The 23,509-nt window shown below is 66.0% G+C and carries 18 protein-coding genes and 7 pseudogenes; 7 read left to right on the top strand and 18 right to left on the bottom strand.

The features are described from left to right. Window positions 1-207: 207 nt before the first annotated feature. Window positions 208-375 (bottom strand): annotated as a pseudogene (locus GFS60_RS32380) (2-keto-4-pentenoate hydratase); the annotation flags it as partial. A gap of 165 nt (window positions 376-540) precedes the next feature. Between GFS60_RS32380 and istA the strand changes: the two are divergent. Next, on the top strand, window positions 541-2,040 hold the full coding sequence (gene istA, locus GFS60_RS32385; RefSeq protein ID WP_159928376.1) for an IS21 family transposase: 1,500 nt from the start codon (window positions 541-543) through the stop codon (window positions 2,038-2,040). Continuing rightward, window positions 2,037-2,825: an IS21-like element helper ATPase IstB gene (istB, locus tag GFS60_RS32390; RefSeq protein ID WP_159928378.1), complete on the top strand. Its 789-nt coding sequence runs from the start codon at window positions 2,037-2,039 to the stop codon at window positions 2,823-2,825. The genes istA and istB overlap by 4 nt, the downstream gene beginning before the upstream one ends. Window positions 2,826-2,902: 77 nt before the next feature. Here istB and GFS60_RS40450 read toward each other — a convergent pair. From GFS60_RS40450 to hcaB, 11 genes and pseudogenes are all read right to left on the bottom strand, one after another. Next, a pseudogene (locus GFS60_RS40450) lies at window positions 2,903-3,106 on the bottom strand (2-keto-4-pentenoate hydratase); the annotation flags it as partial. A 218-nt stretch (window positions 3,107-3,324) separates the two neighbouring features. Further along, the gene (locus tag GFS60_RS32400; RefSeq protein ID WP_050993454.1) at window positions 3,325-4,179 is read right to left on the bottom strand and encodes an alpha/beta fold hydrolase; all 855 of its coding nucleotides are present in this window, start codon (window positions 4,177-4,179) and stop codon (window positions 3,325-3,327) included. Between the two features lie 40 nt (window positions 4,180-4,219). Then, window positions 4,220-5,452 carry an NAD(P)/FAD-dependent oxidoreductase gene (locus tag GFS60_RS32405; RefSeq protein WP_159928380.1) on the bottom strand — a complete coding sequence of 411 codons (1,233 nt, stop codon included), beginning with the start codon at window positions 5,450-5,452 and terminating at the stop codon, window positions 4,220-4,222. 87 nt (window positions 5,453-5,539) lie between these two features. After that, the gene (locus GFS60_RS32410) at window positions 5,540-5,908 is read right to left on the bottom strand and encodes a non-heme iron oxygenase ferredoxin subunit (RefSeq protein WP_236603607.1); all 369 of its coding nucleotides are present in this window, start codon (window positions 5,906-5,908) and stop codon (window positions 5,540-5,542) included. Then, entirely contained in the window at window positions 5,905-6,294 is a 390-nt protein-coding gene (locus GFS60_RS32415) for an SCP2 sterol-binding domain-containing protein (RefSeq protein WP_159928382.1), read from the bottom strand. Before GFS60_RS32415 ends, GFS60_RS32410 begins: the two co-directional genes overlap by 4 nt. A 40-nt stretch (window positions 6,295-6,334) precedes the next feature. Further along, window positions 6,335-6,628, bottom strand: coding sequence for a hypothetical protein (locus tag GFS60_RS32420; protein ID WP_019288893.1), 294 nt, complete (start codon window positions 6,626-6,628; stop codon window positions 6,335-6,337). Then, window positions 6,628-7,155: an aromatic-ring-hydroxylating dioxygenase subunit beta gene (locus GFS60_RS32425; RefSeq protein WP_054713360.1), complete on the bottom strand. Its 528-nt coding sequence runs from the start codon at window positions 7,153-7,155 to the stop codon at window positions 6,628-6,630. The genes GFS60_RS32420 and GFS60_RS32425 overlap by 1 nt, the downstream gene beginning before the upstream one ends. A gap of 43 nt (window positions 7,156-7,198) precedes the next feature. After that, window positions 7,199-8,548, bottom strand: coding sequence for an aromatic ring-hydroxylating oxygenase subunit alpha (locus GFS60_RS32430; RefSeq protein WP_019288891.1), 1,350 nt, complete (start codon window positions 8,546-8,548; stop codon window positions 7,199-7,201). Then, the gene (locus GFS60_RS32435) at window positions 8,538-8,873 is read right to left on the bottom strand and encodes an SCP2 sterol-binding domain-containing protein (protein ID WP_236603608.1); all 336 of its coding nucleotides are present in this window, start codon (window positions 8,871-8,873) and stop codon (window positions 8,538-8,540) included. Before GFS60_RS32435 ends, GFS60_RS32430 begins: the two co-directional genes overlap by 11 nt. 139 nt (window positions 8,874-9,012) lie before the next feature. Then, entirely contained in the window at window positions 9,013-9,900 is an 888-nt protein-coding gene (locus GFS60_RS32440) for a VOC family protein (protein ID WP_054805881.1), read from the bottom strand. 29 nt (window positions 9,901-9,929) lie between these two features. Continuing rightward, entirely contained in the window at window positions 9,930-11,252 is a 1,323-nt protein-coding gene (gene hcaB / locus GFS60_RS40165) for a 3-(cis-5,6-dihydroxycyclohexa-1,3-dien-1-yl)propanoate dehydrogenase (protein WP_328799843.1), read from the bottom strand. A gap of 87 nt (window positions 11,253-11,339) precedes the next feature. On the opposite strand from hcaB, the pseudogene GFS60_RS32450 reads away from it, so the two are divergent. Then, a pseudogene (locus tag GFS60_RS32450) lies at window positions 11,340-11,582 on the top strand (IS110 family transposase); the annotation flags it as partial. Window positions 11,583-11,636: 54 nt separating this feature from the next. Here the strand turns inward: GFS60_RS32450 and GFS60_RS32455 are convergent. Next, a pseudogene (locus tag GFS60_RS32455) lies at window positions 11,637-12,116 on the bottom strand (transposase); the annotation flags it as partial. 193 nt (window positions 12,117-12,309) lie between these two features. On the opposite strand from GFS60_RS32455, the pseudogene GFS60_RS32460 reads away from it, so the two are divergent. Both GFS60_RS32460 and GFS60_RS32465 read left to right on the top strand, forming a co-directional pair. Further along, window positions 12,310-12,757, top strand: a pseudogene (locus GFS60_RS32460) (aldehyde dehydrogenase); the annotation flags it as partial. Between the two features lie 115 nt (window positions 12,758-12,872). Next, window positions 12,873-13,268: pseudogene (locus GFS60_RS32465) on the top strand (DJ-1/PfpI family protein); the annotation flags it as partial. Window positions 13,269-13,405: 137 nt separating this feature from the next. Here the strand turns inward: GFS60_RS32465 and GFS60_RS32470 are convergent. After that, a pseudogene (locus tag GFS60_RS32470) lies at window positions 13,406-13,606 on the bottom strand (DUF4913 domain-containing protein); the annotation flags it as partial. 83 nt (window positions 13,607-13,689) lie between these two features. Here GFS60_RS32470 and GFS60_RS32475 point away from each other — a divergent pair. Continuing rightward, window positions 13,690-16,716: a Tn3 family transposase gene (locus GFS60_RS32475; RefSeq protein ID WP_159928386.1), complete on the top strand. Its 3,027-nt coding sequence runs from the start codon at window positions 13,690-13,692 to the stop codon at window positions 16,714-16,716. Between the two features lie 17 nt (window positions 16,717-16,733). Here GFS60_RS32475 and GFS60_RS32480 read toward each other — a convergent pair whose 3' ends face one another. The 3 genes from GFS60_RS32480 to GFS60_RS32490 form a co-directional block, all read right to left on the bottom strand. Beyond that, window positions 16,734-17,675, bottom strand: coding sequence for a tyrosine-type recombinase/integrase (locus GFS60_RS32480; protein WP_236603609.1), 942 nt, complete (start codon window positions 17,673-17,675; stop codon window positions 16,734-16,736). 121 nt (window positions 17,676-17,796) lie between these two features. After that, window positions 17,797-18,222, bottom strand: a complete 426-nt coding sequence (locus GFS60_RS32485) for a hypothetical protein (protein ID WP_159928388.1) — start codon at window positions 18,220-18,222, stop codon at window positions 17,797-17,799. Between the two features lie 319 nt (window positions 18,223-18,541). Next, window positions 18,542-21,517 carry a DEAD/DEAH box helicase gene (locus tag GFS60_RS32490; protein WP_159928390.1) on the bottom strand — a complete coding sequence of 992 codons (2,976 nt, stop codon included), beginning with the start codon at window positions 21,515-21,517 and terminating at the stop codon, window positions 18,542-18,544. Window positions 21,518-22,136: 619 nt separating this feature from the next. Between GFS60_RS32490 and GFS60_RS32495 the strand changes: the two genes are divergently transcribed. Continuing rightward, window positions 22,137-22,625, top strand: a complete 489-nt coding sequence (locus GFS60_RS32495; RefSeq protein ID WP_159928392.1) for a hypothetical protein — start codon at window positions 22,137-22,139, stop codon at window positions 22,623-22,625. Window positions 22,626-22,747: 122 nt separating this feature from the next. Here the strand turns inward: GFS60_RS32495 and GFS60_RS32500 are convergent, their stop codons facing one another. Beyond that, window positions 22,748-23,416, bottom strand: coding sequence for a PAS and ANTAR domain-containing protein (locus tag GFS60_RS32500; RefSeq protein ID WP_159928394.1), 669 nt, complete (start codon window positions 23,414-23,416; stop codon window positions 22,748-22,750). Between the last annotated feature and the right edge of the window lie 93 nt (window positions 23,417-23,509).

Raw genomic sequence — 23,509 nt, forward strand, 5'->3', positions numbered from 1 at the left:
ATGGGTTCGCGGCCCCGCTCCCAGACGAGTCGATGAGCGCGGCCGAGTAGTAGGCCGGCAGCGTCAGCAGTTGCCCGTGCATCACGAGCTGATCTGGGTGTCGCGCCGAAATCGGCTGCTGGATAACAATGTCGGGTCGAGTGAATTCCTGCCTGAGAAGCGCGGGGACGACGAGTCGGCTCTGTCAACCTCGACTGGCCGAGGTTGTCAAAACCATGCGGTGCCGACGCCGGTGATCGTCGCGGCGTATGTCGCGCCCGGTTTGACGGCGACCATGGGGCCGAGGGCGCCGGAGAGCACGACCTCGCTGGCGCGAAGCGGCGATCCGAGGGATCTGCTGATGTTCGCCAGCCACGCCAGGGCGCGCCAGGGTGTCCATGGCCATGAGAAAGTCCCCACTGGTGGCCGAGTAACGGTCCCCGGTGGTGGCCAGATGAAAGTCCCCGCCTCGTGTTCGTCGTGATTCCCACCGGAACGCCAGGCCTGAGCGGTGAAGGTGAAGGTGCCACCCAGTCACCTGTCACCGCCCAGGGAGTTCCATTGAAGTCTGCGAAGGACCGCATGGACATCATTTCCGCCTACCGCGAGGTCGGCACCTACCGAGGCGCCGCCGAGATGTGCGGCACCACCCACAAAACCGTCCGCCGTGTCATCGAACGATTCGAAGCCGGCGACACCCCGCCCCCACGGCAACCCCGCCCCCGCAACTACGACACCGTCACCGAGATCGTGGCAGAACGCATCGCCTCGTCCCGAGGCAGAATCTCCGCCAAACGCCTGCTCCCCATCGCCGCGGCCGCCGGATACACCGGTTCGGACCGCAACTTCCGCCGCCTCGTCGCCGACGAGAGAACCAAGTGGCGCAAGAACAATCACCGCGGCCGCCGTCCCGCCGTGTGGACACCGGGTGAATACCTGGTCATCGACTGGGCCACCCTCGGTGCCGGTCTGCACCTGTTCTGCGCGGTGCTGGCGTATTCACGGTGGCGGTTCGTCGCCTTCGCCACCGACGAACGCGCCGCCACCACCTTGACGTTGATCGCCGAGGCCCTCGCCGCGATCGGCGGGGTGCCCACCAAGGTCCTGGCCGACCGGATGGCCTGCCTCAAAGGCGCAGTCGTGGCGAACGTGGTGGTCCCGACCCCGGACTACGTGCGGATGGCCACCCACTACGGGTTCCGTCCCGACTTCTGCCACGCCGCCGACCCCGAGTCGAAGGGCGTCGTCGAACACCTCGTCGGCTACGCCCAACGCGACCTGGTCGTCCCGCTGCTCACCGACGCCGACCTGTCCGGCCGACCGGTGAACCTGGCCGCCGCGAACGCCGCCGCGAAGGCCTGGTGCATCGAGGTCAACACCCGGGTGCACACCGAGATCGACGCGGTCCCCGCCCAGCGACTGCGCGAGGAACAGGCCGTGCTCGGGCCGCTGCCGTCGCTGCGCCTGCAGATCGGGCCGCCGCCGGTGACCCGCAAGGTCGACAAGCTCTCCTGCATCCGCTTCGGCTCGGCCCGCTATTCGGTGCCGACCCGCCTGATCGGGACCACCGTCACCGTCACCGCCGGCGAGGGGCGACTGCTGATCGCCGACCCCGCCACAGGGGAGGTCGCCGCCGATCACGCGCTCACCGCCCCGGGCACCGCGTCGATCCTCGACGAGCACTACCCGACCCCACGACAGGCTCCCAGTCGTGGTCCGCGACCGAAAACTGAAGTCGAGAAACGATTCTGCGCACTCGGTCCGGTCGCCGAACAGTTCCTCGTCGGTGCCGCCGCGGCCGCCAACACCCGCCTGCCCGCCGAACTCGCGGTGCTCCTGGATCTGCAGGCCGCGCACGGCACCGATGCCCTGCTCGCCGCCCTGACCCGGGCGGTGGCGTTCCGGCGGTTCCGCGCCGACGACGTCCGGTCCATCCTCGACGCCGGCGCCGGGGTTCCCCAACCCCGCCCCGGCGGTGAGGCGCTGGTGCTGGACCTGCCGACCGCCCCGACCCGATCTCTCGACGCCTACGCCGTCACCCGAGAGGAGACCGCGCGATGAGCAGTTCGAGCACCGCCGTTCCGCCGGCGGTCGCGGCGTTGCCCGCCGACCTCGACGCCGGTCTGCGCCGACTCAAACTCGCCACCGTCCGCCGCACGGCCGCCGAGGTCCTGCAGACCGCCAAGATCCAACGCTGGACTCCGGAGGAGGTGCTGCGCACCCTGATCGAAGCGGAGTTGGCCGCCCGCGACGCCTCCAACATCGCCGCCCGGCTCAAAGCGGCCGCGTTCCCCGTCGCCAAGACCCTCGACAGTTTCATCGTCGCCGAGTCCTCCATCCCACCAGCCACATTCGACTATCTGATCGGTTTGGAATGGGTTCGTGCCCACGCCAATCTGGCGCTGGTGGGCCCACCGGGGACCGGAAAATCCCACACCCTGATCGGGTTGGGGATCGCGGCCGTGCACGCCGGGCACAAGGTCCGCTATTTCACCGCCGCCGACCTCGTCGAAACCCTCTACCGCGGCCTGGCCGACAACACCGTCGGCAAGACCATCGACACGCTGTTGCGGGCGGATCTGATCATCGTCGACGAGGTCGGGTTCGCGCCACTCGACGACACCGGCACCCAGTTGCTGTTCCGACTCGTCGCCGGCGCCTACGAACGGCGTTCGCTGGCGGTCGCCTCGCACTGGCCGTTCGAGCAGTGGGGCCGGTTCCTGCCCGAGCACACCACCGCCGCCGGCATCCTCGACCGGCTCTTGCACCACGCCACCGTCGTGCTCACCGACGGTGAGTCCTACCGGATGCGCCAAGCCCGACACGAACGAGGTGAACGCCCCTGATCCCAACCCCGAACACCCCACGAGGCGGGGACTTTCACCTGGCCAAGAGCGGGGACATCACGATGGCCGTTGACACAGGGGCTGCCCAGGCAGTCTGCCCCGACGCCGCGCGAGGCGAGTGTTCCGTTTTCGGTCATGGTCATGGTGATCGTGGTCAGGTCAGGTAGCGATTGGCGCGGCTGGACGTCGCCGAGCACGTAAAGGCCGCACGAGGCGTTGTCGGCGATGGTGTCACCGAGTGTGATGTCCCAACCCGCTATTCGACTGTCGACGATCTCGAGTAGCATCCCGACGATGTTGGCGAGGCCATTCGCGTCCTCCCCGTCGTACAGAGTGACGCCGTACGTGGCGGTTTCAACAGTTGTCATGGGTAGTGCCTTTCAAAAGGCAGGGATTGACGATGTGTCATGCGGCCCCTGCGCGGGACTCGCCTGGAGAGGCGTCGCCGAGGGCGCGCCAACGCTATTCACCGTGAGTCGACCGAGCCGACGAACAGCTTTCACCTGGTGAAGAAGTCGATTGCCAGCCGGTTGAACTCGTCCCGGCGCTCTGCCTGCGCCCAGTGGCCGCATCGCGAGAACACGTGGAGATCCGCATTCGGCATGCGCTGCAGAGCAAACAGGCCGCCATCCATCGGAACCACACGGTCGTCACGACCCCAGACCAGCAGGGTTTCGTGCTGCACCTCGTGCAGATGCCGCCACAACTCGGCGTCGGGCGAGGACATGATCGACCTGACCGCGCGGAGCGCTCCGGCCCGAGCGTCCGGATCCATTGCTGCCTCGAGTCGCTCGGTGATCAGTTCGTCCGTAACCATGGCCGGGTCGAAGACCATCATGCGAATGAAAGCTGCCATGCGATCACGAGACGGTCCGGGCGCATCGTAGAAGGACGACAGGATCTTCAGTCCTTCGCTCGGGTGCGGCGTGACAACGTTCACGGAGACGCCGGCTGGCCCCATCAGGATCATGCGATCGATACAGTCGGGGCGGTCCAGTGCAAGCCGCACCGTCGTTCCACCACCCATGGAGTTGCCGACGAAGTGGGCCTTCTCCACGCCGAGGGAAGAGAGAAGGTCGGCAATGCACCGAGCGGCGAAAGTCCAATAGTCCCCATCGAATTCGGGCTTGTCCGCCAGCCCGTATCCTGGCTGATCCGGAACGACGACGTGGAATTGCTCGGCCAGCGCGGCCACGTTACCGCCGAAGTTGCTCCAGCCCGATGCCCCGGGGCCTCCCCCGTGGAGCAGAACGAGCGTCTCTCCGACACCCGCCTCGTGGAAGTGCAGTTTCGTTCCCTGGACCGCCACGGTCCGCGATGCCAGGTTCGTAGGCCCGATATGCGTATCGCCCATCATTTCATTCCCTTCTCTTCGAGGATGCGAAAACTTGCTCTTAGCGGACTCGCAACAGCGATTTCAAATCGGTGCCTTCGTCCGCGAGCGCAGCAGCGTCGACCGCGATGCGGCGACCGATCATGCGTTTGGCGACACCTATGTCGCGCGCGTTGTCCATGCTGAATGCCGCCACCACCCTCGACCGGCTCAGGTAGAAGATCGAGAATCGGCGGTCGTCCGGCACTCCCCGCACGACCACCTCATCCACGGCATACGGCACGCCCGCCATCTGCAGGTTCACCGAAAATTGGTCGGACCAGAACCACGGGACCTCCGAGAAGGCCTCGTTTGCGCCGAGGACGTTACGGGCGACCGCTACCGCGTGGTTCTGCGCGTTCTGCCAGTGTTCGGGGCGGATGTGGCGCCCCAGGGTGGGTTCGAACCTGTTCGCGACATCGCCGGCAGCGAAGACGAACGGGACGGTCGTACGCCCGTGCGCGTCGACCTGCACTCCGTTTCCGGTCGAGAGCCCGCTGTCTGCAGCGAGCTCGTCTGCCGGTACGGCGCCGATGCCCATCACGACGAGATCAGCATCCCACCGCCGCCCATCGGTCGCGGTGACAGTCACGCTGTCCTCGGACTCACACACGCTCGCGATATTCACCGACGTCACCAGGACGATCCCCTCACTTCGGTAGAAGCTCGACAGGATCTTCGAGGCAGCGCCACCCAAGGACCTCAGGAAAGGACCTTCAGCGGTCTCGAGAATGGTCACGGAGTGGCCGAGACCCACCGCGCCGGACGCAACCTCGGCCCCGATGAAGCCGCCCCCGACGACGACAACCGACTGCGCCGTGGCCAGCTGCGTACGCAACCGAGCCGCATCAGAAAGCGTGCGGAGCACGAGCACGCGGGACTGTGCGTCACTCCGAGACCCCTCGAATGTGCGTGCCGCAGCCCCGGTGGTCAGGATCAACTTGTCGAAGCGGTGAGAATGGCCCAGCACATCCTGCAGCCGTCGGCTCGACACGTCGACGCGGGCGATCTTTCGGCCGAGCCGCAGCTCCACATCGTGATCGTGGTACCAGCCCTCAGGATGGACCAGCAGGGTGGACATCTCCGGCTCGTCCACCAGGAGGGACTTCGACAGCGGCGGGCGGTGGTACGGGGCTGTCGGCTCGTCGCCGAACATCACGATCGAGCCCGCGAAACCGTTTCCGCGCAGCGTCTCCGCCGCCCGCGCACCAGCCAGACCCGCGCCGACGATCACGACGACCTCAGCTGCACTCATCACGCGACCACCTTGTACGGGGACGAGCCGGCCTGCGCGCCGCACCGACCCGATGCGACGTCATGGAGCGCGACATACCTATACCAATCATGTTGTGATGTACACGAATTCGCCGTCGGAACGGGTCTCGAAGCGGCGAAGCGGGAGTTGCGCCGGCAGGCACACCGGCAAACCCGATCGGATATCGAACTGACCACCGTGGAGCGGACACTCGATGACATGGCCGTCGAGAAACCCGTCGGCGAGCGAAGCGTCCTCATGCGTACAGGTGTCCTGCACGGCAAGAATCTCGCCCTCCACTTCGAAGATCGCGATCGGACCTGCCGCACTCGGGACCGAGACCCCGTCACCGCTGCGCAGCTGGGCCAGTCGACAGCGGGCGATCTCGGTCGAGTTCCCCGAGCCGTCCGCCAACGGTTGGTCCACGACAATCGGCCCCGCGGAGTGCCCGCTCACGCTTCCCAGTCCGTCGGCACATCGGCGAACTGATGCAGGGCCGCTTCCAATCCTGCGAAGTGCTTGAGCGCCGACGCGAGGCTGCCCTTGAACTTGATCGGCCCGGTCACAGCTCGCCGCACGCCCATCTCTTTCGCGGCGACTTTCCTCCAGGTCTCCGCTGGAGCTGCAAGATTGAACTTTGGGTCCTTGCCGGGAATCTGCGGTCCGGCGTAATCGATGAGCCCGTCGCCGTTGACGTGGATGTGAACGGGCGCCCGATCGCGATCCGACACGGACATCTGCACGATCATGTCGATGCCCTTCGTCCCTTCGATGGCCGTCGTGTTGCCCTTCCACACCTCGGCGTAGTGCTTGATCCAGTCCTCGTTCAGCAGGGCGTGCATGATTTCTCCTTCGTATCGACAAAATTCGCGAGCGGAATGCTTACGTTTGGAAGTGGTTTCGGAACTCGAGGCGCAGGGTCCGCCAGGCCTCCGGATCGCGCGCCGCGTCCGCTAGCAGGACCCAGAACTCTTGGCGCGCATGACAAAGTAGGTCCAGCGCCACCGGATCGAGGAACGTCTCTCGGTCCGACCGCAGCGACGTGACCCGCAGGCGTGACCCGTTGGCGGTGGAGTCCCGCACAACCCGCACACCGGCGTATTCGTTCTCGATGAGCAGATCCGGATCTCGGTACTTATCCGGCGCGACACCACTGCCTCTCTGCCGAGCCGCCATCAGAACAGAACGCTGATGTTGTCGGAGGTGAACGTGTTGTGATCCAGGAGAATTTTGCGCTCCAGGATGTGCCAGGACGCGCCATCTCGCACCAAGATGTCCTCCCGCATCCCGACGAACGTGTGCTCGGTGGCCTCCAGGCGCGAGCGAAACGTCAGAAAGTTGGAGGTTGCGAACACCTGGCCCTCGACCTCGGACTCGGTCGCGGTCACATTCGTGATGAGGCGGCGAGTCCGCGACGGGGGGATCTCCGCCCAGGCGCTCTTGGCCGACAGGCTCGCGACGCGCAGCTCCAACGTTCCGTAGTCGTCGTCGAAGAGCGCGAGTTCACCCGGCTTCATGCGGTCGGGCTCCCCCTCGCGCGTCACCCGCACCGGCGCCCAGTAGGTGCTCTCGCTGGTGAACAGTCCGATCCACTCGTCGTATCGGCGTTCATCGAGAAGCCGTGCCTCGTGGTAGTAGAACTGCGCGACGTCGAGGGAAAGGATTGCGAGGCTTCCGGGGGGCGTTTCGTCAAGTAATGTCATTGCGATCACCAAATCTCGTTGTCAGAGGAGCTTGGACGGGCCATCAGATGCGAGTCGGGGGAATCTTTGAGATCGACTCGGGCGACGCCGCCTGCATGTACGTCTTCCAGAGCTCGTAGAACCGGCGCTGATTGATCTCCGAATAGATGCCGCCCGCGATACCCGGAACGTCGTCGTCCCCGACGACCTCCGCCGCGGTTCTGTCGGAGCCGAGGCCCAGCATCATGTTGCTGTCCAGCTGCCGACCGATGAACCCGCGCATGCCGTTCTGGCACTCCCGCCAGTTCTCGCCGTCGTCCTGCTCCAGCAACCCGGCCGGGCCGAAGGTGAGCTCGTACTGTTTCCGGACCGCATCTTTGACGTCTTCGGGCAGGCTCTTGTCGAGTACGCACCACTGATGGATCAACGTCCGGTCGGGGCCCTGCGGGTGGTGTACCCGCATCAGGCGGAACTGCTCGAGGTCCAGCCACGCGAAGGTCGGGAACAGGGCACCGTGGCCGAGCGGGATGAGCCGCGCAAGCTCCGCGCCCTTCTCTTCGGCGATTCGCTTGCGCTGCTCCGCCAGGAACTCGGTCTGGATGTTGGGCAACGTCCAGTAGGAGTGCAGGGGTTCCTCTCCGCCGACGTCTTCCGAGACCGGCCTGGTGAATGCATGGCCGATGAAGCCCATTCCCGCCGAGATCTGATAGCCCTGGTCGGGCACCGCCTGCATGAGTCCGAGCTCGGCCGGGCGTGCGTGCGAGTGTTCGACGTGGTACATGTCGGCGGCGAAGTTCTCGGCGGCGATCTTCCAGTTCGTGTCGACGGTCCAGCGGTGTGCGCCGGGGACCACCTCCACACCGGCGGGGTCTCGCGCGAAGAGCAAGTCGAAGTATGTCTTCAATTCGCCGAGCCACTCGTCCAGCGACGGGCCCTCCGGCGCCCAGTTGCCGAAGAGGAACCCCCGGTACTCCTCGACCCGGGTGACCTCGCGAAGACCCCACTCTTTCTTGTCGAGGACACCGGCGTAGCCCAGCCGGAACTTCGGAACGCCCTCGAGCTCACCGGCGCTGGAGTAGGTCCACGCGTGGTAGGGGCACTTGAAGAAGCTCGTGTTTCCTTCGTCGGAACGACAGACCCGCATACCGCGGTGTCGGCAGGAGTTCAGCAGTGCCCGCACGCGTCCGTCGTGACCGCGGGAGACGATAACGGAATCTTCACCCATGTACGTGGTGATAAAGTCGCCCGGTTCGGCGACCTGGCTCACGTGCCCGAGAAACAGCCAGGTATTGGCGAAGAGGCGCTCGAGCTCGAGCTCGTAGACATCTCGGTCCACGAAGATCGAGCGGTTGATCAGGCCCTTGTCGTACTGAACCGCGTCGATGAGGTCGTTGATGCGCGAATCAACTGTCATGGCGGAGAGTCCTTTCGACGGATTTGTTGGTCAAATACGTGATGTCGATGTCTTTTTCAACGCTTGACAGGAGATCGAGCGCTTTCCCGAGCGACATCATCTTTTCCATGTCCCCGCTCACCTGCATACGCCCGGTCATCGCGGCCGCCTGACCGTTGAGCGCACCTCGCGACATCGTCACATTCGTGGAATAGTCAAGTGCCGCTTTGATGTCCGCAGATTCCGTCGGAGCACCGAGACGGCCGGCGAACGAGTCACCGGAGAACGCCATGTGGTACACGTCGGCGGCCGGACTATCCGCGACCGTGAGCTCGAAGATGGGCATGCTGCCCGGCGGCTTCCTTCTTGAAGGCTTCATGTTTGTTTGCGGCGACGGTCAATGCGATCGCCCAGTCATCGGTAAGAAACTGCACTGGCAAGATAACTCCTCATGTTGTGAGCCATTAGCGCATCAGGGTGTTGAGTCAGGGTGCTACTGCCTCGAAGGCGCCAGGGGGCGTTTTAGCGATCATCTTGTGTCCCCAGATACTCGTCCGGTCGTACTGCGACACAGACCAATTGGCACCGACAGGAATTGCACCCCACCCGTATTCGATGTCGAAGCCGGAGGGCGACCGAACGTAGAACGAAACCATCTGATCGTTCACGTGGCGACCGAGCATCATCGAGATGGGGATGGAACGCTCCATACACAGGTCGTAGGCCAAGCCGACGTCATCGATGTCGGCCACCTCGAGCATCAAGTGGTGCAGCCCGCGCACACCGGGAATCTGAGTAAGCGCCACGCTGTGGTGGCGCGGGTTGCAGTGGTAGAAGACGAGGTCGATGAACGTGGAGATCTCGTCGCTCTTCTTGAATCCGAAGCCATCGGTGTAGAACCCGTGCGCCGCTTTGAGATCCGGCACAGCGAGCACTACGTGACCCATGCCTTGCTCGCCAGTGACGAATTCGGAAATCGCGCGACCGGGCCGAAAGGACTTCGGTTCCACCTTCTGACCCGAGACGAGCTCGTGCCTGATCCCACTCGGGTCCTCGGCCACCACCATGGACAAGACTTGTCGTTCCCAGCACTCCTCCTCGGTGCCCCAGCGGCTCGTGACGCCGCTGCGCTGCAGGACCTCGAAGCAGGTACCCAGCGAATCCTCGTCGCCTGCATCCCAGCCGAGGTAGAGCAATGCGTTGCGCTCGCCCCGGTGGATCGCGAGCCGATGGTGCCGGTCGTCCATCCTGAGCTGCAGGACATCTTCGTTCTCGCTGAGGCGAGCCTCGAGCCCCAGCACCTCCGGGCCGAAGCTCTCCCACTCGGCCAGCGCAGGCGAGGTGACTCCCATATACGCCAATGACTTGACCATCTACCGCATTCCTTCCTTGGTTGTTTCCATCAGAGATCCGCCCCTCCCGCTGCCTGCACCAACCCGCGGACCTGCATTCCGCCGTCGCTATTGATAACCACGCCGCTGATCGCCGCTGCGTTCTCCGGCGACGCCAGCAAGACATACGAGCCGGTGTGGTCCGCGGGCTGCTGGACGATCCCGAGCGGGTTCGTCGCTCGGACGAGATCCGGGAAGTTCGCCGCATCGCGAAGGGAAGTCTCGGCCTGACCCAGAGCGCTCGCGCCACGAAGATCGGTCAACGTCCCGCCGGGAGCGACACCGTTCACCCGGACGCGGGGAGCCAGCTCGTAAGCCAACTGACGGATCAGGCCGACGGCGGCATGCTTCGAAGCCGTGTAAACAGATCCACCACCGGCCGGCAGAAAAGCCCCATTGGACAGCGTGAAGACGATCGACGGGGAGGAACTCTCCAGCAGCGCCGGAAGAGATGCCTTTACGCCCAGCAGATAGCCTTTGACGTTGACCGAGAAGATCTCGTCGAACGAGCCCGACAGAGTTGCACCCGGAGTGGTCGCCACCGGGGCGAAATAGTCAAAGATTCCAGCGTTCCCGACGAATGTGTTGAGCCCGCCGTGAGCCGCTACCGTCGCCGCCACCGCTCGCTCATTGTCTTCGAACGAGGAGACGTCGCCTTCGGTCACCACGACGTCCGGCAAGTCTTTCCGCAATGCCGCGATGTTCTCTGCGGAAGCATCAAGGACAGCGACACGTGCTCCTTCCGCCAGAAAACGCTCGACGACGGCGCGGCCGATCCCGGACGCGCCACCTGTGACGAGCGCACTACGTCCATCGAGCCATCCCATGAATCTCTCCCTCTGGTGAGATGTTGTCGTCCCGGCCGCACCGGGATCGCTGTCGTTGATTCGGACCCCTCGCGTTTCAGCGTTCGCCGCCGGAGTGGGCCACGTCTCAATCGTGCTGTGCCGTGGTTCGCCGCACATCTCCCTAATGGGAGGGTCCACATCTTCCGATTGAGAGGAATTGACGGCGGACACCATCCGTTTCGGAGGATCGCCGCCCGCCCCCTGAGATGTGCTGGCGATACCGGTAGAGCCGATTAGCTGGGCCGACCGGTGCAAAACAACGCTGTGGGTGAGCCGCTGGTAATGGACCCACCTCGAATGCACCAGAACCTGCCACCGGTCGCGGTTTCTGAGATGAGCCCCCAGTTCCGTTCCGGGACGCCTCGCAGGCGTGAAAATGGGATCGGGTCGCCTGCCGACGCCGACGTCTTCTTGGCTATTGAGCCCGTTGATGAGCCTGGCGCCGGGGCCCGACCTGGAAGGGTCACGCACTGTTGCTTCGAGCACGCCGGTCAGAATTTCGGTTCCCTTGACCGAGGCCCTCAGGCGCCCCGCCCTGTTGGAGAGTGCGGATGCGGATGGAGGACAAGGGAAGTGAAGCCGAAACCGGAAGAGATCCCCGACGCCGATCACGAGCTGGTGATCGAACGGGTGTGCGCGATCGATGTGGCCAAGGCGTCGGGCAAGCTGTGTATCCGGGCGCCGCAGCCGAGTAATAGTGGTCGGCGGGTCAGCCGCGTGTGGGACGTGGACGCCACCACCGGCGCGGTGAGTGAGCTGGCCGATCTGCTGGGCGAGGGGATCGAGAAGGTCACCGTGGAATCGACTTCGGACTACTGACGGATCTGGTTCTACCTGCTCGAGGCTGCCGGGTTGATGCTCCTATAGATGTCAAGCGGCCTGAGCGAGCCCTGTGCCGGTGTTCGCGGTGGTGTCCCGCGGGCAGAGGACACTGTAGATTTCGCGGGCAATGTAGCGCTTGAGGCATCGGACGACCTCGGCTTTGGTCTTGCCCTCGGCGAGTCGACGAGTCATGTAGGCCCGGGTCGGTTCGTGCCAGCGCAGGCGGACCACGGCGACTCGATGCAAGGCTGCGTTGGCCTGCCGGTCGCCGCCCCGGTTGAGCCGGTGACGGTTGGTCTTGCCCGAGGACGCAGGGATCGGGTTCGACCCGCAGAGGGCGGCGAATGCCGCCTCGCTGCGCAAGCGGTCGGGGTTGTCCCCTGCGGTCATGAGGAACCGGGCGGCGCTGTCCGGGCCGATCCCGAACACCTCGAGGAGTTGAGGTGCGGCGATGGCGGCAAGTGTGCGGATCTGTTCCTCGAGTTCGCTGATCTCGACGCGAAGCTCGAGGTTGCGTCGCGCTAAGGCAGTGGAGGGACAGCCTTGAGAGAAGTGGCGTTAAGCGAATCCAGAGCAATCCTTGCCGGGTAGGTGATTGCATGGCGTTGTGATCGATGAGGGCGGCTACGGCCGGTTCGGTGCGTATTCGCGAGTGGAGTTGGAACGGTTCTTCCACCTGGACGACGAGGACCGTCGGCTTGTCGCGGCGCGGCGTCGCCGGAACCCGATCGAGCAGGTCCTGGAACAGACCCGCGGGCAGGGTGCCAGACAAAGGTTGTGAGTGCGTCGGCTATCAGGCGCACGACCCGCAGGGGCACGAGGACTCGGCGATGACGATGAATCGGCTCGTCGATTCGGTGCGTTTCACCGGCCACATCGGGGTGGTGGGGATCTTCCTGCCGCAGGACCCGAAGGCGGCAGACAAACTGCAGCAAAACGGTGAAATCGCCTTCGATATGGGCAAGTTCTGGTTCAAGGGCCAGAAGATCGGGACCGGGCAGGCCAACATCAAGCACTACAACCGGCAACTTCGCGACCTGATCCATGAGGGCCGGGCCAAGCCGTCCTGGATCGTCTCCCACGAACTGCCACTCGCCGAGGCCACGTCCGGCTATCAGCACTTCGACGCCCGCGACGACGGCTGGACCAAGGTGGTACTCCATCCCTGAGCTCGGTCTGCTCGAGTGCCGATGGTGGATTCGGTGGGCCCGGACACCGCGTCGACTCATACCGGAACACGTGGCCTTCGGTCCGGGCCACCACTCGAACCGAAGGAGAAGAGAAATGGCAACTGAACTGAACGGCAAGCGGGTCGCGATCCTGGCGGCGGACGGCGTCGAACGGGTGGAACTCGAGCAACCTCGCGAGGCGGTGCACACTGCCGGCGGGGTGACCGAGCTGCTCTCACCGAGGACCGGGGAGATCCAGGCCCGCAACAACGACCTCGACTCGGCCGGCACCTTCACCGTCGACCGGGCGGTCTCCGGCGCGTCGGTCGACGACTACGACGCGTTGCTGCTTCCCGGGGGCACCGTGAACCCGGACAAGCTGCGCATCGACCCCGCAGCCGTAAGGTTCGTGCGCGACTTCGCCGGTTCGGACAAGCCGGTCGGGGTGATCTGCCACGGCTCGTGGACCCTCGTCGAGGCCGGGGTGGTCAAGGACCGCACGCTCACCTCGTGAGGCGGGGACCGTGAGATTCGTGCATAGCCCGGCGGTACCGGCCTAGTTTCGAAGAACACGGGGGTTGGGAGTGCCATGGGGCTGCACGCATGAAATGGTCCCGTCTCGTTCATCAGCGCCTCCATCCTGCGGTCGAAGAAGTCGCGGTAGTAGATCGTCATTGCCGTGGGGTCTTTGAGTTTGACGAACCCGGTCCAGGACTTGCGTAGCGCCTCGAGTCGGGTGATCGCCTCGGGGTGCAGATCCCACCACGGGCACCACCGCAGCCCCCGCTGGCGCCCTGGGACCGCAGAACCTTCCGTTGCGCCCACGCCCCGATGTGCTCCTGCACCCATTCGGCAGTGGAGGGACAGCCTTGAGAAAGTGGCGTTAAGCGAATCCAGAGCAATCCTTGCCGGGTAGGTGATTGCATGGCGTTGTGATCGATGAGGGTGGCTACGGCCGGTTCGGTGCGTATTCGCGGGTGGAGTTGGAACGGTTCTTCCACCTGGACGACGAGGACCGTCGGCTTGTCGCGGCGCGGCGTCGGGACTACAACCGGTTGGGTTTCGCAGTGCAGGTGGTGACGGTTCGCCATCTGGGCATGTTTCTGCCGGACCCGCTCGATGTGCCACCGGAGCTGGTGGACTATCTCGCGGAGCAGCTCGACATCGATGACCCGTCGTGTGTGAAGCGCTACACCGACCGGCGCGAGACCAGGTTCGAGCATGCCCGTGAGATCCAGCAGGAGTACGGACTCCTCGCCTTCTCCGAGGTGGAGTCCGAGCTGACGGCGTGGATCGCCGATCAAGCGTGGATGACCGGTGAGGGTCCGAAGGCGATCTTCTCCGGCGCGGTGGCGTGGCTGCGTGCGCGGCAGGCGCTGTTACCGGGTGTCACGACGTTGGAGCGGCTGGTCGCCGACGGCCGTAGGGTCGCTGATCAGCGGTTGTGGCAGCAGTTGGCGGGTCCGTTGCCTGCGCAAACCTCGGGTGCGTTACTTCGAATGCTGGACGTGCCCGACACGGGGAAACAGCGGGTCAACGAGCTGGATCGGCTGCGGAAGGGTCTGTTCCGCACGTCGTCGAAGGGCATGGTCGCCGCGCTGAACCGGGTGGCGGACCTGGTCGCGGTGGGGGCCGGATCGCTGGACGTGTCGGCGGTCCCGCCGCGCCGGCTGCTGGGGCTGGCGACGCACGGCATCGCGGGCAAGACGACCCTGTTGCGGCGGATGTCGCGTGAGCACCGCCTGGCGGTGCTGGTCGCGACCGTGTCGGCGTTGTCTGCGCGGGCGATCGACGACGCCTTGGAGTTGTTCGACCTGGTGATGACCACAGAGTTGTTGTCCAAGGCCGAACGCGAATCCAAGGACGAGAAGCTACGCCGGTATCCGCGGGTGTCGCGCAACGCCGGCAAGCTCGCGGCCGCGGTGACGGTGCTGCTGGAGATGAGCGAGGTGAACCCGGACATCAGCTTGGAGATGGTATGGGATCTGATCGAGAACGCGGTCACCAAGAGCGAGCTGCGCGCCGCGGTCGCGGTGATCGACGAGCTGGTCCCGGCCAATGACGCCGAGCTGAACGGGCAGCGTTTGGAGGAGTTGGCCGGGCGACTGGCCACGGTGCGACCGTTCCTGCCGCTGATGATGCGGACCATCGAGTTCGGCGCCACCGCCGACGGTGCCCCGGTGCTGAAGGCGATGAAAACCCTCGCCGATCTGCTGACGACGAAATCGAAGCTGCCCGCGACGTATCTGGATGCCCGCCTGGTCGACCACGACCTGATCACCGGCGGCTGGTCCCGGCTGGTCTACCGGGAAGGCCGCCCACCGGAAACGGTGGACAGAGCCGCGTACACCCTGTGTGTCCTGGAGCAGTTCCATCGACACCTCAAGCACCGCAACATCTTCGCTGTCACGTCGTTGAGGTGGCGTGACCCTCGGGCGCACCTGCTCTCGGGCGAGGTGTGGGAGCAGGCCCGCGATGCGGGCATGAACGCCCTGGATCTGCCGGCGCTGCCGGGGCCGCTGCTCGGGGAGCACGCGACCAGGTTGGACGAGATGTACCGCGAGGTCGTCTCCCGGCTGGACTCCGACACCCCGGCCACCGTCGATGACGAAGGAAAGCTGCATGTCGCCGCGCTGGTCGCGGTCCCGGACCCGCCGTCGCTGATCGATCTGCGACGCCGGGTGGAGCGGATGATGCCGAAGATCGATCTGCCCGAGCTGGTGCTCGAGGTGATGTCGTGGCATCCAGGTTTTATCGAGGCGTTCACCCATGTGTCCGGAAACGACGCCCGCGTCGCGGATTTGGGGTTGTCGGTCGCCGCGGTGCTGTGCGCGTACGCCATGAATGTCGGCTTCGGTCCGGTGACCAGTCCGGGCGTGGAGGCGTTGACCCGTGACCGGCTGCACCACGTCGACCAGAACTACGTCCGGTTCGACACCCTGGCCGCCGCGAACACCGTCCTGGTGCAGGCCCAGTCCGAGATCGGGTTGGCCCAGGCGTGGGGCGGTGGGTTGGTGGCCTCGGTGGACGGAATGCGGTTCGTGGTTCCGGTCCGCACACACCACGCCCGCCCGAACCCGAAATACTTCGGCCGTAAACGCGGCATCACCTGGTTGAACATGCTCAACGACCAGTCCGCCGGCCTGTCGGCTCAGGTGCTGAGAGGCACGCCCCGCGATTCGCTGCACACCGTCGATGTGGTGCTCAGTCAGCAGGGCGGGAGGGTGCCCGAAGTGATCATCACCGATACCGGTTCCTACTCCGACATCGTGTTCGGGCTGCTGCACCTGCTCGGCCGCCAGTACCGGCCGGAGCTTGCGAACCTGCCCGATCAGCGGCTGTGGCGCATCGACGGCAGCGCCGACTACGGCCCGCTCGACCGCGCCGCCCGCGGCAAGATCGATACCGACCGGATCGCCCGACATTGGGAGGACATGTGCCGGATCGCGGTGTCGCTGCATTCCTATGTGGTGTCCGCGCACGAGGTCACCCGCATGATTTCACGCGACGGCAACCCGACCCCGCTCGGCCACGCCATCGCCCACTTCGGGCGGATCTTCAAGACCATCCACATCCTGCGGTTGGCCGACGACGAACCGTACCGGCGCGAGGGCCATGGCCAGAAGAATCTCGTGGAAGGACGCCACGACCTGGCGCGGCGCATCTTCCATGGGAAGAAGGGGGAGATCAACCGCGCCTACTACGAAGGCATGGAGGACCAGCTCTCCGCACTCGGGCTGGTGCTGAACTGCGTGGTGCTGTGGAACACCATCTACCTGGACCGGGCGCTGGATCAGCTACGCGCCCAGGGCTATCCGGTGCTCGATGCCGACGTGGCGAGGCTGTCGGCGTTCGTGCGCGGCCACATCGGCATCGACGGCCACTACGCCTTCCACCTGCCCGACCTCGGCGGCACCCACCGGCCACTGCGCGACCCCGACAACGCCGACGACGAATAGGTGGGGGGTGTGGTCTGTCATCGGCGATCCGGCCGCCTGCGGGCGGCGGGGTCGTTCTCGGCCTGCCACTTCACGAGTCCTTCGTCGGAAATCCGCGCGTACTTCGCCAGCGACCGCACCGAGGTATGCCCGGACAGCTTCATCAGTATCGGTGTCGACGCCCCGTCCTCGGCCGCGTGGGTGAGCCGCGAGTGCCGAAGCTGATGCAGTGTGTACGGCCCGTCGTCGAGCTCGGTGGTGTGGGTCTCGAACAGCTCGGCCGCGCGACGATACGACAATCGGGCCCGGCCGGTGGTCGGGTCGACGTCGACGAGCGCGACCGACGGCTTGGCCCGGCGGTCGGTCAGGAACACCGGTCCTGTGCGACGTCCGGCCAAGAGGCGCGGTAACAGCCGGGCGGTACCGGTCTGCCAGGCGATGACATCGCGCGCACCGCCCTTGCGGGTGACCACCGCGCACCGATTCGCCGCGTCCAGGTCGGGCACATCGAGCATCAGCACCTCCTCGGCTCGCGCCGAGGATTCGTACAACAAGTGCCACAACACCCGCTCCCGCAGCGCCGCATCCGATCCCAAGATTTCGGCGACCCGGTCCTTGCTCAATGCCTTGCTCGTGTCCGGCGGCGCGGGCCGCGCACGCAGACGCACCAACGGATCACCGGACAGCCATCCCTGCTCACGCCAGTAGACGCACGCCGACGCGAGCGCGGTCAACCGGATGTTCAACGTCTTCGCGGCCTTGCCGCCCCACACGAAGGTGAACCAGCCACTCACCCGGTCAGGCTCCTGGCCCAGTAGCGCCACATTCGTATCGGCGCCGAAGTCGTTGACCAACCGGTCCAGCGCCGCCGCGTAGGTCTCGCGCGTGTTCTGCACAGTGATCGCGGCGAGGTACACCTTGACCGCGTCGGCGAGGCGAACACCGCCCGCCGCCGTCGGAAGCATCCGAACCCGCCCCATCTACCGGACCTCCACTTGCTACCGCAGATAGTTTCCCGAGTCGCCTCGGCGCGAAAGAGGTATCGAGCGAGGATGACTCAGAGGTTACCGCATATAGTGTGCTGCTATCTGCGGTAACTCCTTAGCGCCACTTTTCGCGGTTCCGTCCCTCGACTGCCGTGATGGTCCCGGAGGTGGGGAGGGTGTTCATCCAGTACCGGGGCACGGTGCGGTATTCCATGCCCTTTCCCACCCCGGTGTTCGTGGTCAGCGGGTAATACGGGTCTGCCTCACCGGAGAGGTCGTCGACTCCGATGGTCACGGTCAGATATGACCACTGGGCGGAGAAGTCGTCGCGGTTGGTCAGGGCGCGGGTTTCGTGGCGAGCGATCTCGGCGCAGATATCGGTGGCAGTCAGCGCCAAGCGTATCTGCATCCCGGCGGGGTAGGCGATGATCTCCGAGAGCTGAAGCCGCACGCAGCGCAGGTCGGCGAGAACCTTGGGGCCGTGCACCCGTCTGCCGCCGATGGTCGGTGGTGGCTGCGCCGGCCACCGGTGTCTGCCCATGACCCCGATAGTCCTCCGACAGCTCGTGGGGTGCCACCACGCCGTGCAAGCACCGCATCGCGGAGCGACGCGAGAAGGATGGAGGAATAACCGACCACGTTGACCGATCCGTTGCTGTTGCCAAATACGGTCGGGCACACGTGCCAGTTATGCCACCAGCCTGTGTGCCGAGATCGCGCACCACGAAACCCGCCCGTTGACCATCCGCCAACGGGTCGTCGGATTCCACTAAGGCAGAGGAATGATCGCGGCGGCGAGCTCTGACGGGTCCGGAAGCACCACGTGCACGGGTAACACAGATGCAGGTCAGCGTCAGCGGTCACGAGTGGCTGGGTCGGGATGAGGTCCATGTCCAGCCGGGCACGGCCTGGAGTCGGTGTTCGCGGTCGGCGGCGAGGGTTCCGGCCGTGCGCCTGGTGCGTTGCTTGTTGACCCAGGCACCGAGCCGGTATCCCTCGATCGTGTAGGACCTCGGGACCCGGCAGTGACCGTGCTGTGCGACGAAGTCGGAGAGTCGGCGGTAGCCCTCCTCCCACTGATCGGCGAAAGGGTCCCACGTCCAGCCGGGCAGGGTCTGCAGTCGCTGTCCCCGGTCCGGGTCCAGAGTGCCTTTCACGTGGTGTGCGCGTTGCGCGGTGACCCACACCCCGAGCCCGTGCCCATCGGCCGTGTAGGAATAGGGGACGCGGGCGTGCCCGTGGTGTTCGACGAAGTCCACCAGTCGGTGGTAGCCCTCCTCCCACAGATCCGCGGCGGGATCGATCGTCCAGCCGGGCAGGTTGTGCAGTCGCTGTCCCCGGTCCGGGTCCAGAGCGCCTTTCACCTGGTGCGCGCGTTGTGTGGCGACCCACGACCCGAGCCAGTAGCCGTCGACCATGTAGGACGGCGGGACTCGGGCGTGACCGTTCTGTTCGACGAACTCCACCAGTCGGCGGTAGCCCTGCTCCCACAGATCCGCGTGCGGCTCCCAGGTCCAGCGCGGCAAGTTCTGGAGTCGGCGTGCCCGGTCGGCGTCCAACGCGCCGTGGGCGTGGGTGCGGCGTTGCTGGCTGACCCAGGCCCCGATGCGGTCCCCGGAGTTGGTCGGGACTCGGGCGTGACCGTGGTGTTCGACGAACTCCACCAATCGGCGGTAGCCCTGCTCCCACAGGTCGGCGTGCGGCTCCCAGGTCCAGCCCGGCAAGTTCTGGAGTCGGCGTGCCCGGTCGGCGTCCAACACGCCGTGGGTGTGCTGGGTGCGTTGCCGGTTGACCCACGCACCGAGCCTGTCACCATCGACCGTGCAGGACACCGGGACGCGGGCATGGCCGTGGTGTTCGACGAACCGTTCCACCAGCCCGAACCAGTACTCCCAGTCGGCGGTGGTCTGCTCGAGCAGCCGCACCGCGAACGCGTGGGCGAACTCGACGCCCGCCCCCGCCGGCAGGTCGAGACGGATCCTCGGGGGCAGCGGTGGGCGTCGTCGAGGGCACCGACCGACCCGGCGTCGGAGTTCGTCGAGGTGCGCCCCGAGTTGCTCGTCGTGTGAGCGCAACACCCGGATCACCTCCCACACCGGCTCTAATGCCGCCCCGCCGACGGCGGTCGCGGGATCTGTGTCGGTGTCGAGGAAGACCGGAATCACGATCGTGCCGACGGTCTTGCCGGTCCCCGGTCGCAGGGCATGGTCGACGGCCCGCAGAAGGTCGTCCCCGGACCCGGGTGGGTCGAGGAAAGCCACACTGTCGCAGTCCAGTACGCCGGCGCCGTCGGTGAGGCAGCCCGCGTGGGCGAGGACCCCCCGGTCGCCCGGGCCGAGACGGGCCAGGTGGTGCCCGCGGTCACGACGCTGCCCGGTGGGCATCTGCCCGGATACGTGATCGGACCACACCCGGCCGGTGGGCCGCCGGCGCACCGGCGTCCCCGCGATCACCTCGGGCAGCGTACGGGCGAACTCCCGGGCCCGACCGACCGAGGAGTGGACGGTGATCGTCCGGTGCAGATCGTGACGGTGCATCGCCGCGGCCAGAGCGAGGTACCCGACCCACCGGCGCGCATCGGCCCCCTCGGCGGTGGTGATGGACCGGCCGGACCGCGCCGCCCACTGACGGCAGGTGCGGTCGTCGATTCCGGCGACGACCACCCGGTAATCGGTGAGCAGGTTCGCCTCGATCGCCTCGGCGATCCCGAGCCGGTGGAACACCGGCCCGAACGCAACGTCGTCATTCGTGACGGCGGCAGCGGCAGCGGTCGCGGTCTCGGTCGCCGCCGGCGGGACCCGGCCCGGACTGTCGCGGTCGCTGCCGGTCAGGAACAGTCGGCGGCGCGCGCGGATGGCCTCCGGTGTCCGGAGGGTGGCGAGACCGTCCCGCCCGGCACCACACGAGGCTTCGACGGCGATGACCAGGTCGAAGGCGGGCACCCGGCCCGGCCGGAACGCCTCGGCGATCGCGGGAGCACCCTGGTGGGTGGCAAACACCACCCGCCGCCCGGATCGGCGGCGCAGAAACGTCGCGATCTGCCCGGGGTCGACGGTCACCGGCAATCCCAGATCGCTCGTGTTCTCCATTACCGCATCGGGTTCGGGGCCCGTCCCGCCGGTGCACACCGGGAGGAAGTCGAAGTCCACCGGGGTGTTGGCCGTCCACACCCGCAGCGTGTGCGCCAACCACGACAGCGACGGCACCAGCACCAGCGTGCGTTCGGCCCCGAGTGTGTCGTGGAGGAACAACGTGGTCAGCGTCCGACCGGTCCCGCGGGCCATGATCAGCTGCCCCCGGTCGGCCCGAGCGAAGCCGGTCACCACCGCGCTGATCGCGTCGCGTTGATGAGGCCGGGGGCGTTGTGGGGGCCATCGCCGGGCACGCACCACGGCGGGGGAGACCGGCCAGTCAAGGTCCGCGGCGTCGAGGTCACTGAGTAGTACCAGTCCCGCCGGCTTCCGCGCAGTCTCGATCGTGTGCTGGGCGGTGCGCCCGATCAGGTCGGTCGTCGCGATCAACAGGCCGAACGCGAACGGTGCTCGCCCCGCGGCGGCCAGGAAGGCCTGCGCGTCGCGTTGGGTGATCCACGCGGCGGTGTCACGTGGCGTGGCCGTGATCGCCCACAGGTGGCCGCGGCGGTCCTCGGCGACGAGATCGATCACGGTCTCACCCGCGTACCGGCCGGGCCAGTCCTTCCACAGCCACACCCGGCGAAGCTGGTGCGCGTAGACCGGGGCATTTGTCAGAAACCACCGGCACAGTTCGGCGAACTGCTCACGACGCCGCCCCGGGTCGGCGTCGAAGCGGTCCATCAGTTCACCGAACGCCGCCATGACACCGACAGTAGGAGGTCGGGGACCGGCCGAACCCCGAAATACCGAGAGGGCGTCACTTCGCGTTGCCGATGCCGGTTCTCTCCGCTGCGCCGACGGCCTCGCCGTGCGGCGAACACCGTCGTTCGAGCCATGTCAGGGGTCGCCCCCGACAAGCTCCCGGGTTCGGTCCAGCACCGAGTTGATGACCTTGTCGTCTGGTTCATCACCGCGGGGTGAGGTGATCGTGGAACTGGTCGGCATGCCGAGCCGAGGAGGACCGGCATGACCACCACCGCCCCGGATTCGATGCTCCCGCTGGCCGAGTCCATCCGCTTACTGGCCTCGGTTCCTGCGGGCGTCCCTCCGACTGCGAATCCTGATCGAAACGCCTGCGCGGCTTGCTCGCGCTCAGACCACCCCAGGCCCGAAGAATCTCGATGCTCTCCGCCCGCCCAGAAACCAGAGGAAGCCGGTTATCCATCCGCCGGGCCGCGGCAACGGCAACGGCTTGGTCATCTCGGTCGGGCATCTCTCCTTCTCCGTTCCGGGCAGCTCGGTGCACCCACGCCTGCTGGTTCTTCGAACGCGGCGCCGACCCGAGGTGCGTGGTGGTGCCCAGGACCGGGCACTCTCGGGCATGGGATCGAACACTGGCCGCCCCACCAGCCCACCGGCCGCAGCACTGGGCGGTCGACTGATGCAGCTGGTCGGTGACCGTGATACCGCCCGGTTCTCGTGTGAGATCTCCGCAGTGTGCGCCGACCCGCACCCCACCAACGGTCGGCCGGCCTACCGCGACATCCTCGCCTGGGTCGTCGATGCCATCGTCGGCGTCCTCATCGCGCGCCTGGGTGCCGCAGGCCCAGGAGAGAAATTCATCCTGGAATTCCGGTCCACGGACGGCGGGGACGTCGACGTCGAATCCTTGCCCCCGTCGGAGCGTTGGATGCTGCGGACAGTGTCGGCCTTCCTCACCCAGAATCCCGCTGAGGGGATCCGATTGCTCACCGCCGCAGAACAATTCGACATCACCCTACGGGCGGAAACCCTGGCCGACGCGATCATCTGGCTCGACCTCGTTCTCGACATCGACCTGCCCGACCCACCCGACGTCACCACCACATAGCGGCGGGCGGCCCGGCTGGGAGACGGTCCGGAAGAGGACAGTTTCCGCGCTGCGCAAGTCTCGTCCCCGGGCCCGCGGGCCGAGTGCTCATTCGTGCGGGATACCCCGTCAGTCCCGTGCCCCTAATCCTCTGTCGGGTCCTTGTGTGCGGTCAGGAGCAGGTGATCGAAGCGGGCGCGAAACGACTCGGGCAGCATCGCCTCGGCGGTGAGGCTCTCGACGAAACGTTCGGCGAGGATGCGGAGTTTGGTGTTGGTGTGCTGCGAGCGCCAGATCAGGATGCCGAAGGCACGTTCGGAGGAGATGCCGTAGACGAGCATGAGTGCACCCTTGGCCTGCTCGATCACCGCCCGCGATCGTTCGAGTTCGGCGACGGCCCCGATCAGTGCCGTGTTGAAGTCGCGTAGATCGGTCTCCAACGTTTCGGTGACGTCGATGTAATACCCGGAAGTGCCGATGACCTGGCCTTCCTCGTCGAGCATCCGGTCGCCCACCACGATGACATGGTGAATGCGGCGGTCGGTGTCGACGATGCGGTGTTTGCTGCTGAACGGCTCACCGGCATGAATCATCTTCTCGAACAATGCTGCGATCTGCGCGTGGTCGTCGGGATGCTTGTGGGAAAGCAGAAGCTCGGTGGTCGGAGTGACCTCACCCGGTTGATAACCGTGCATCCGGGCAACGGGATCGGACCATTGCCAGCGTTGGCCGTCGAGGTAGAACCGGAAACTTCCTCCCTGTGGGGGTGCATTCGACCCGCGGACCTCAGCACTGTCCACAGCTACACCCACCACCCTTCTGGTCTCGAGCCCACCCGCTCGACTGCCACCGCCACAGTATGCCGAGCACCCAATCGAAGGACGCACATCAAGCGTCGGGTTCGC

Origin of the sequence: Rhodococcus sp. WAY2, from assembly GCF_009859915.1 — a bacterium.
GTDB classification, from domain to species: domain Bacteria; phylum Actinomycetota; class Actinomycetes; order Mycobacteriales; family Mycobacteriaceae; genus Rhodococcus_F; species Rhodococcus_F oxybenzonivorans.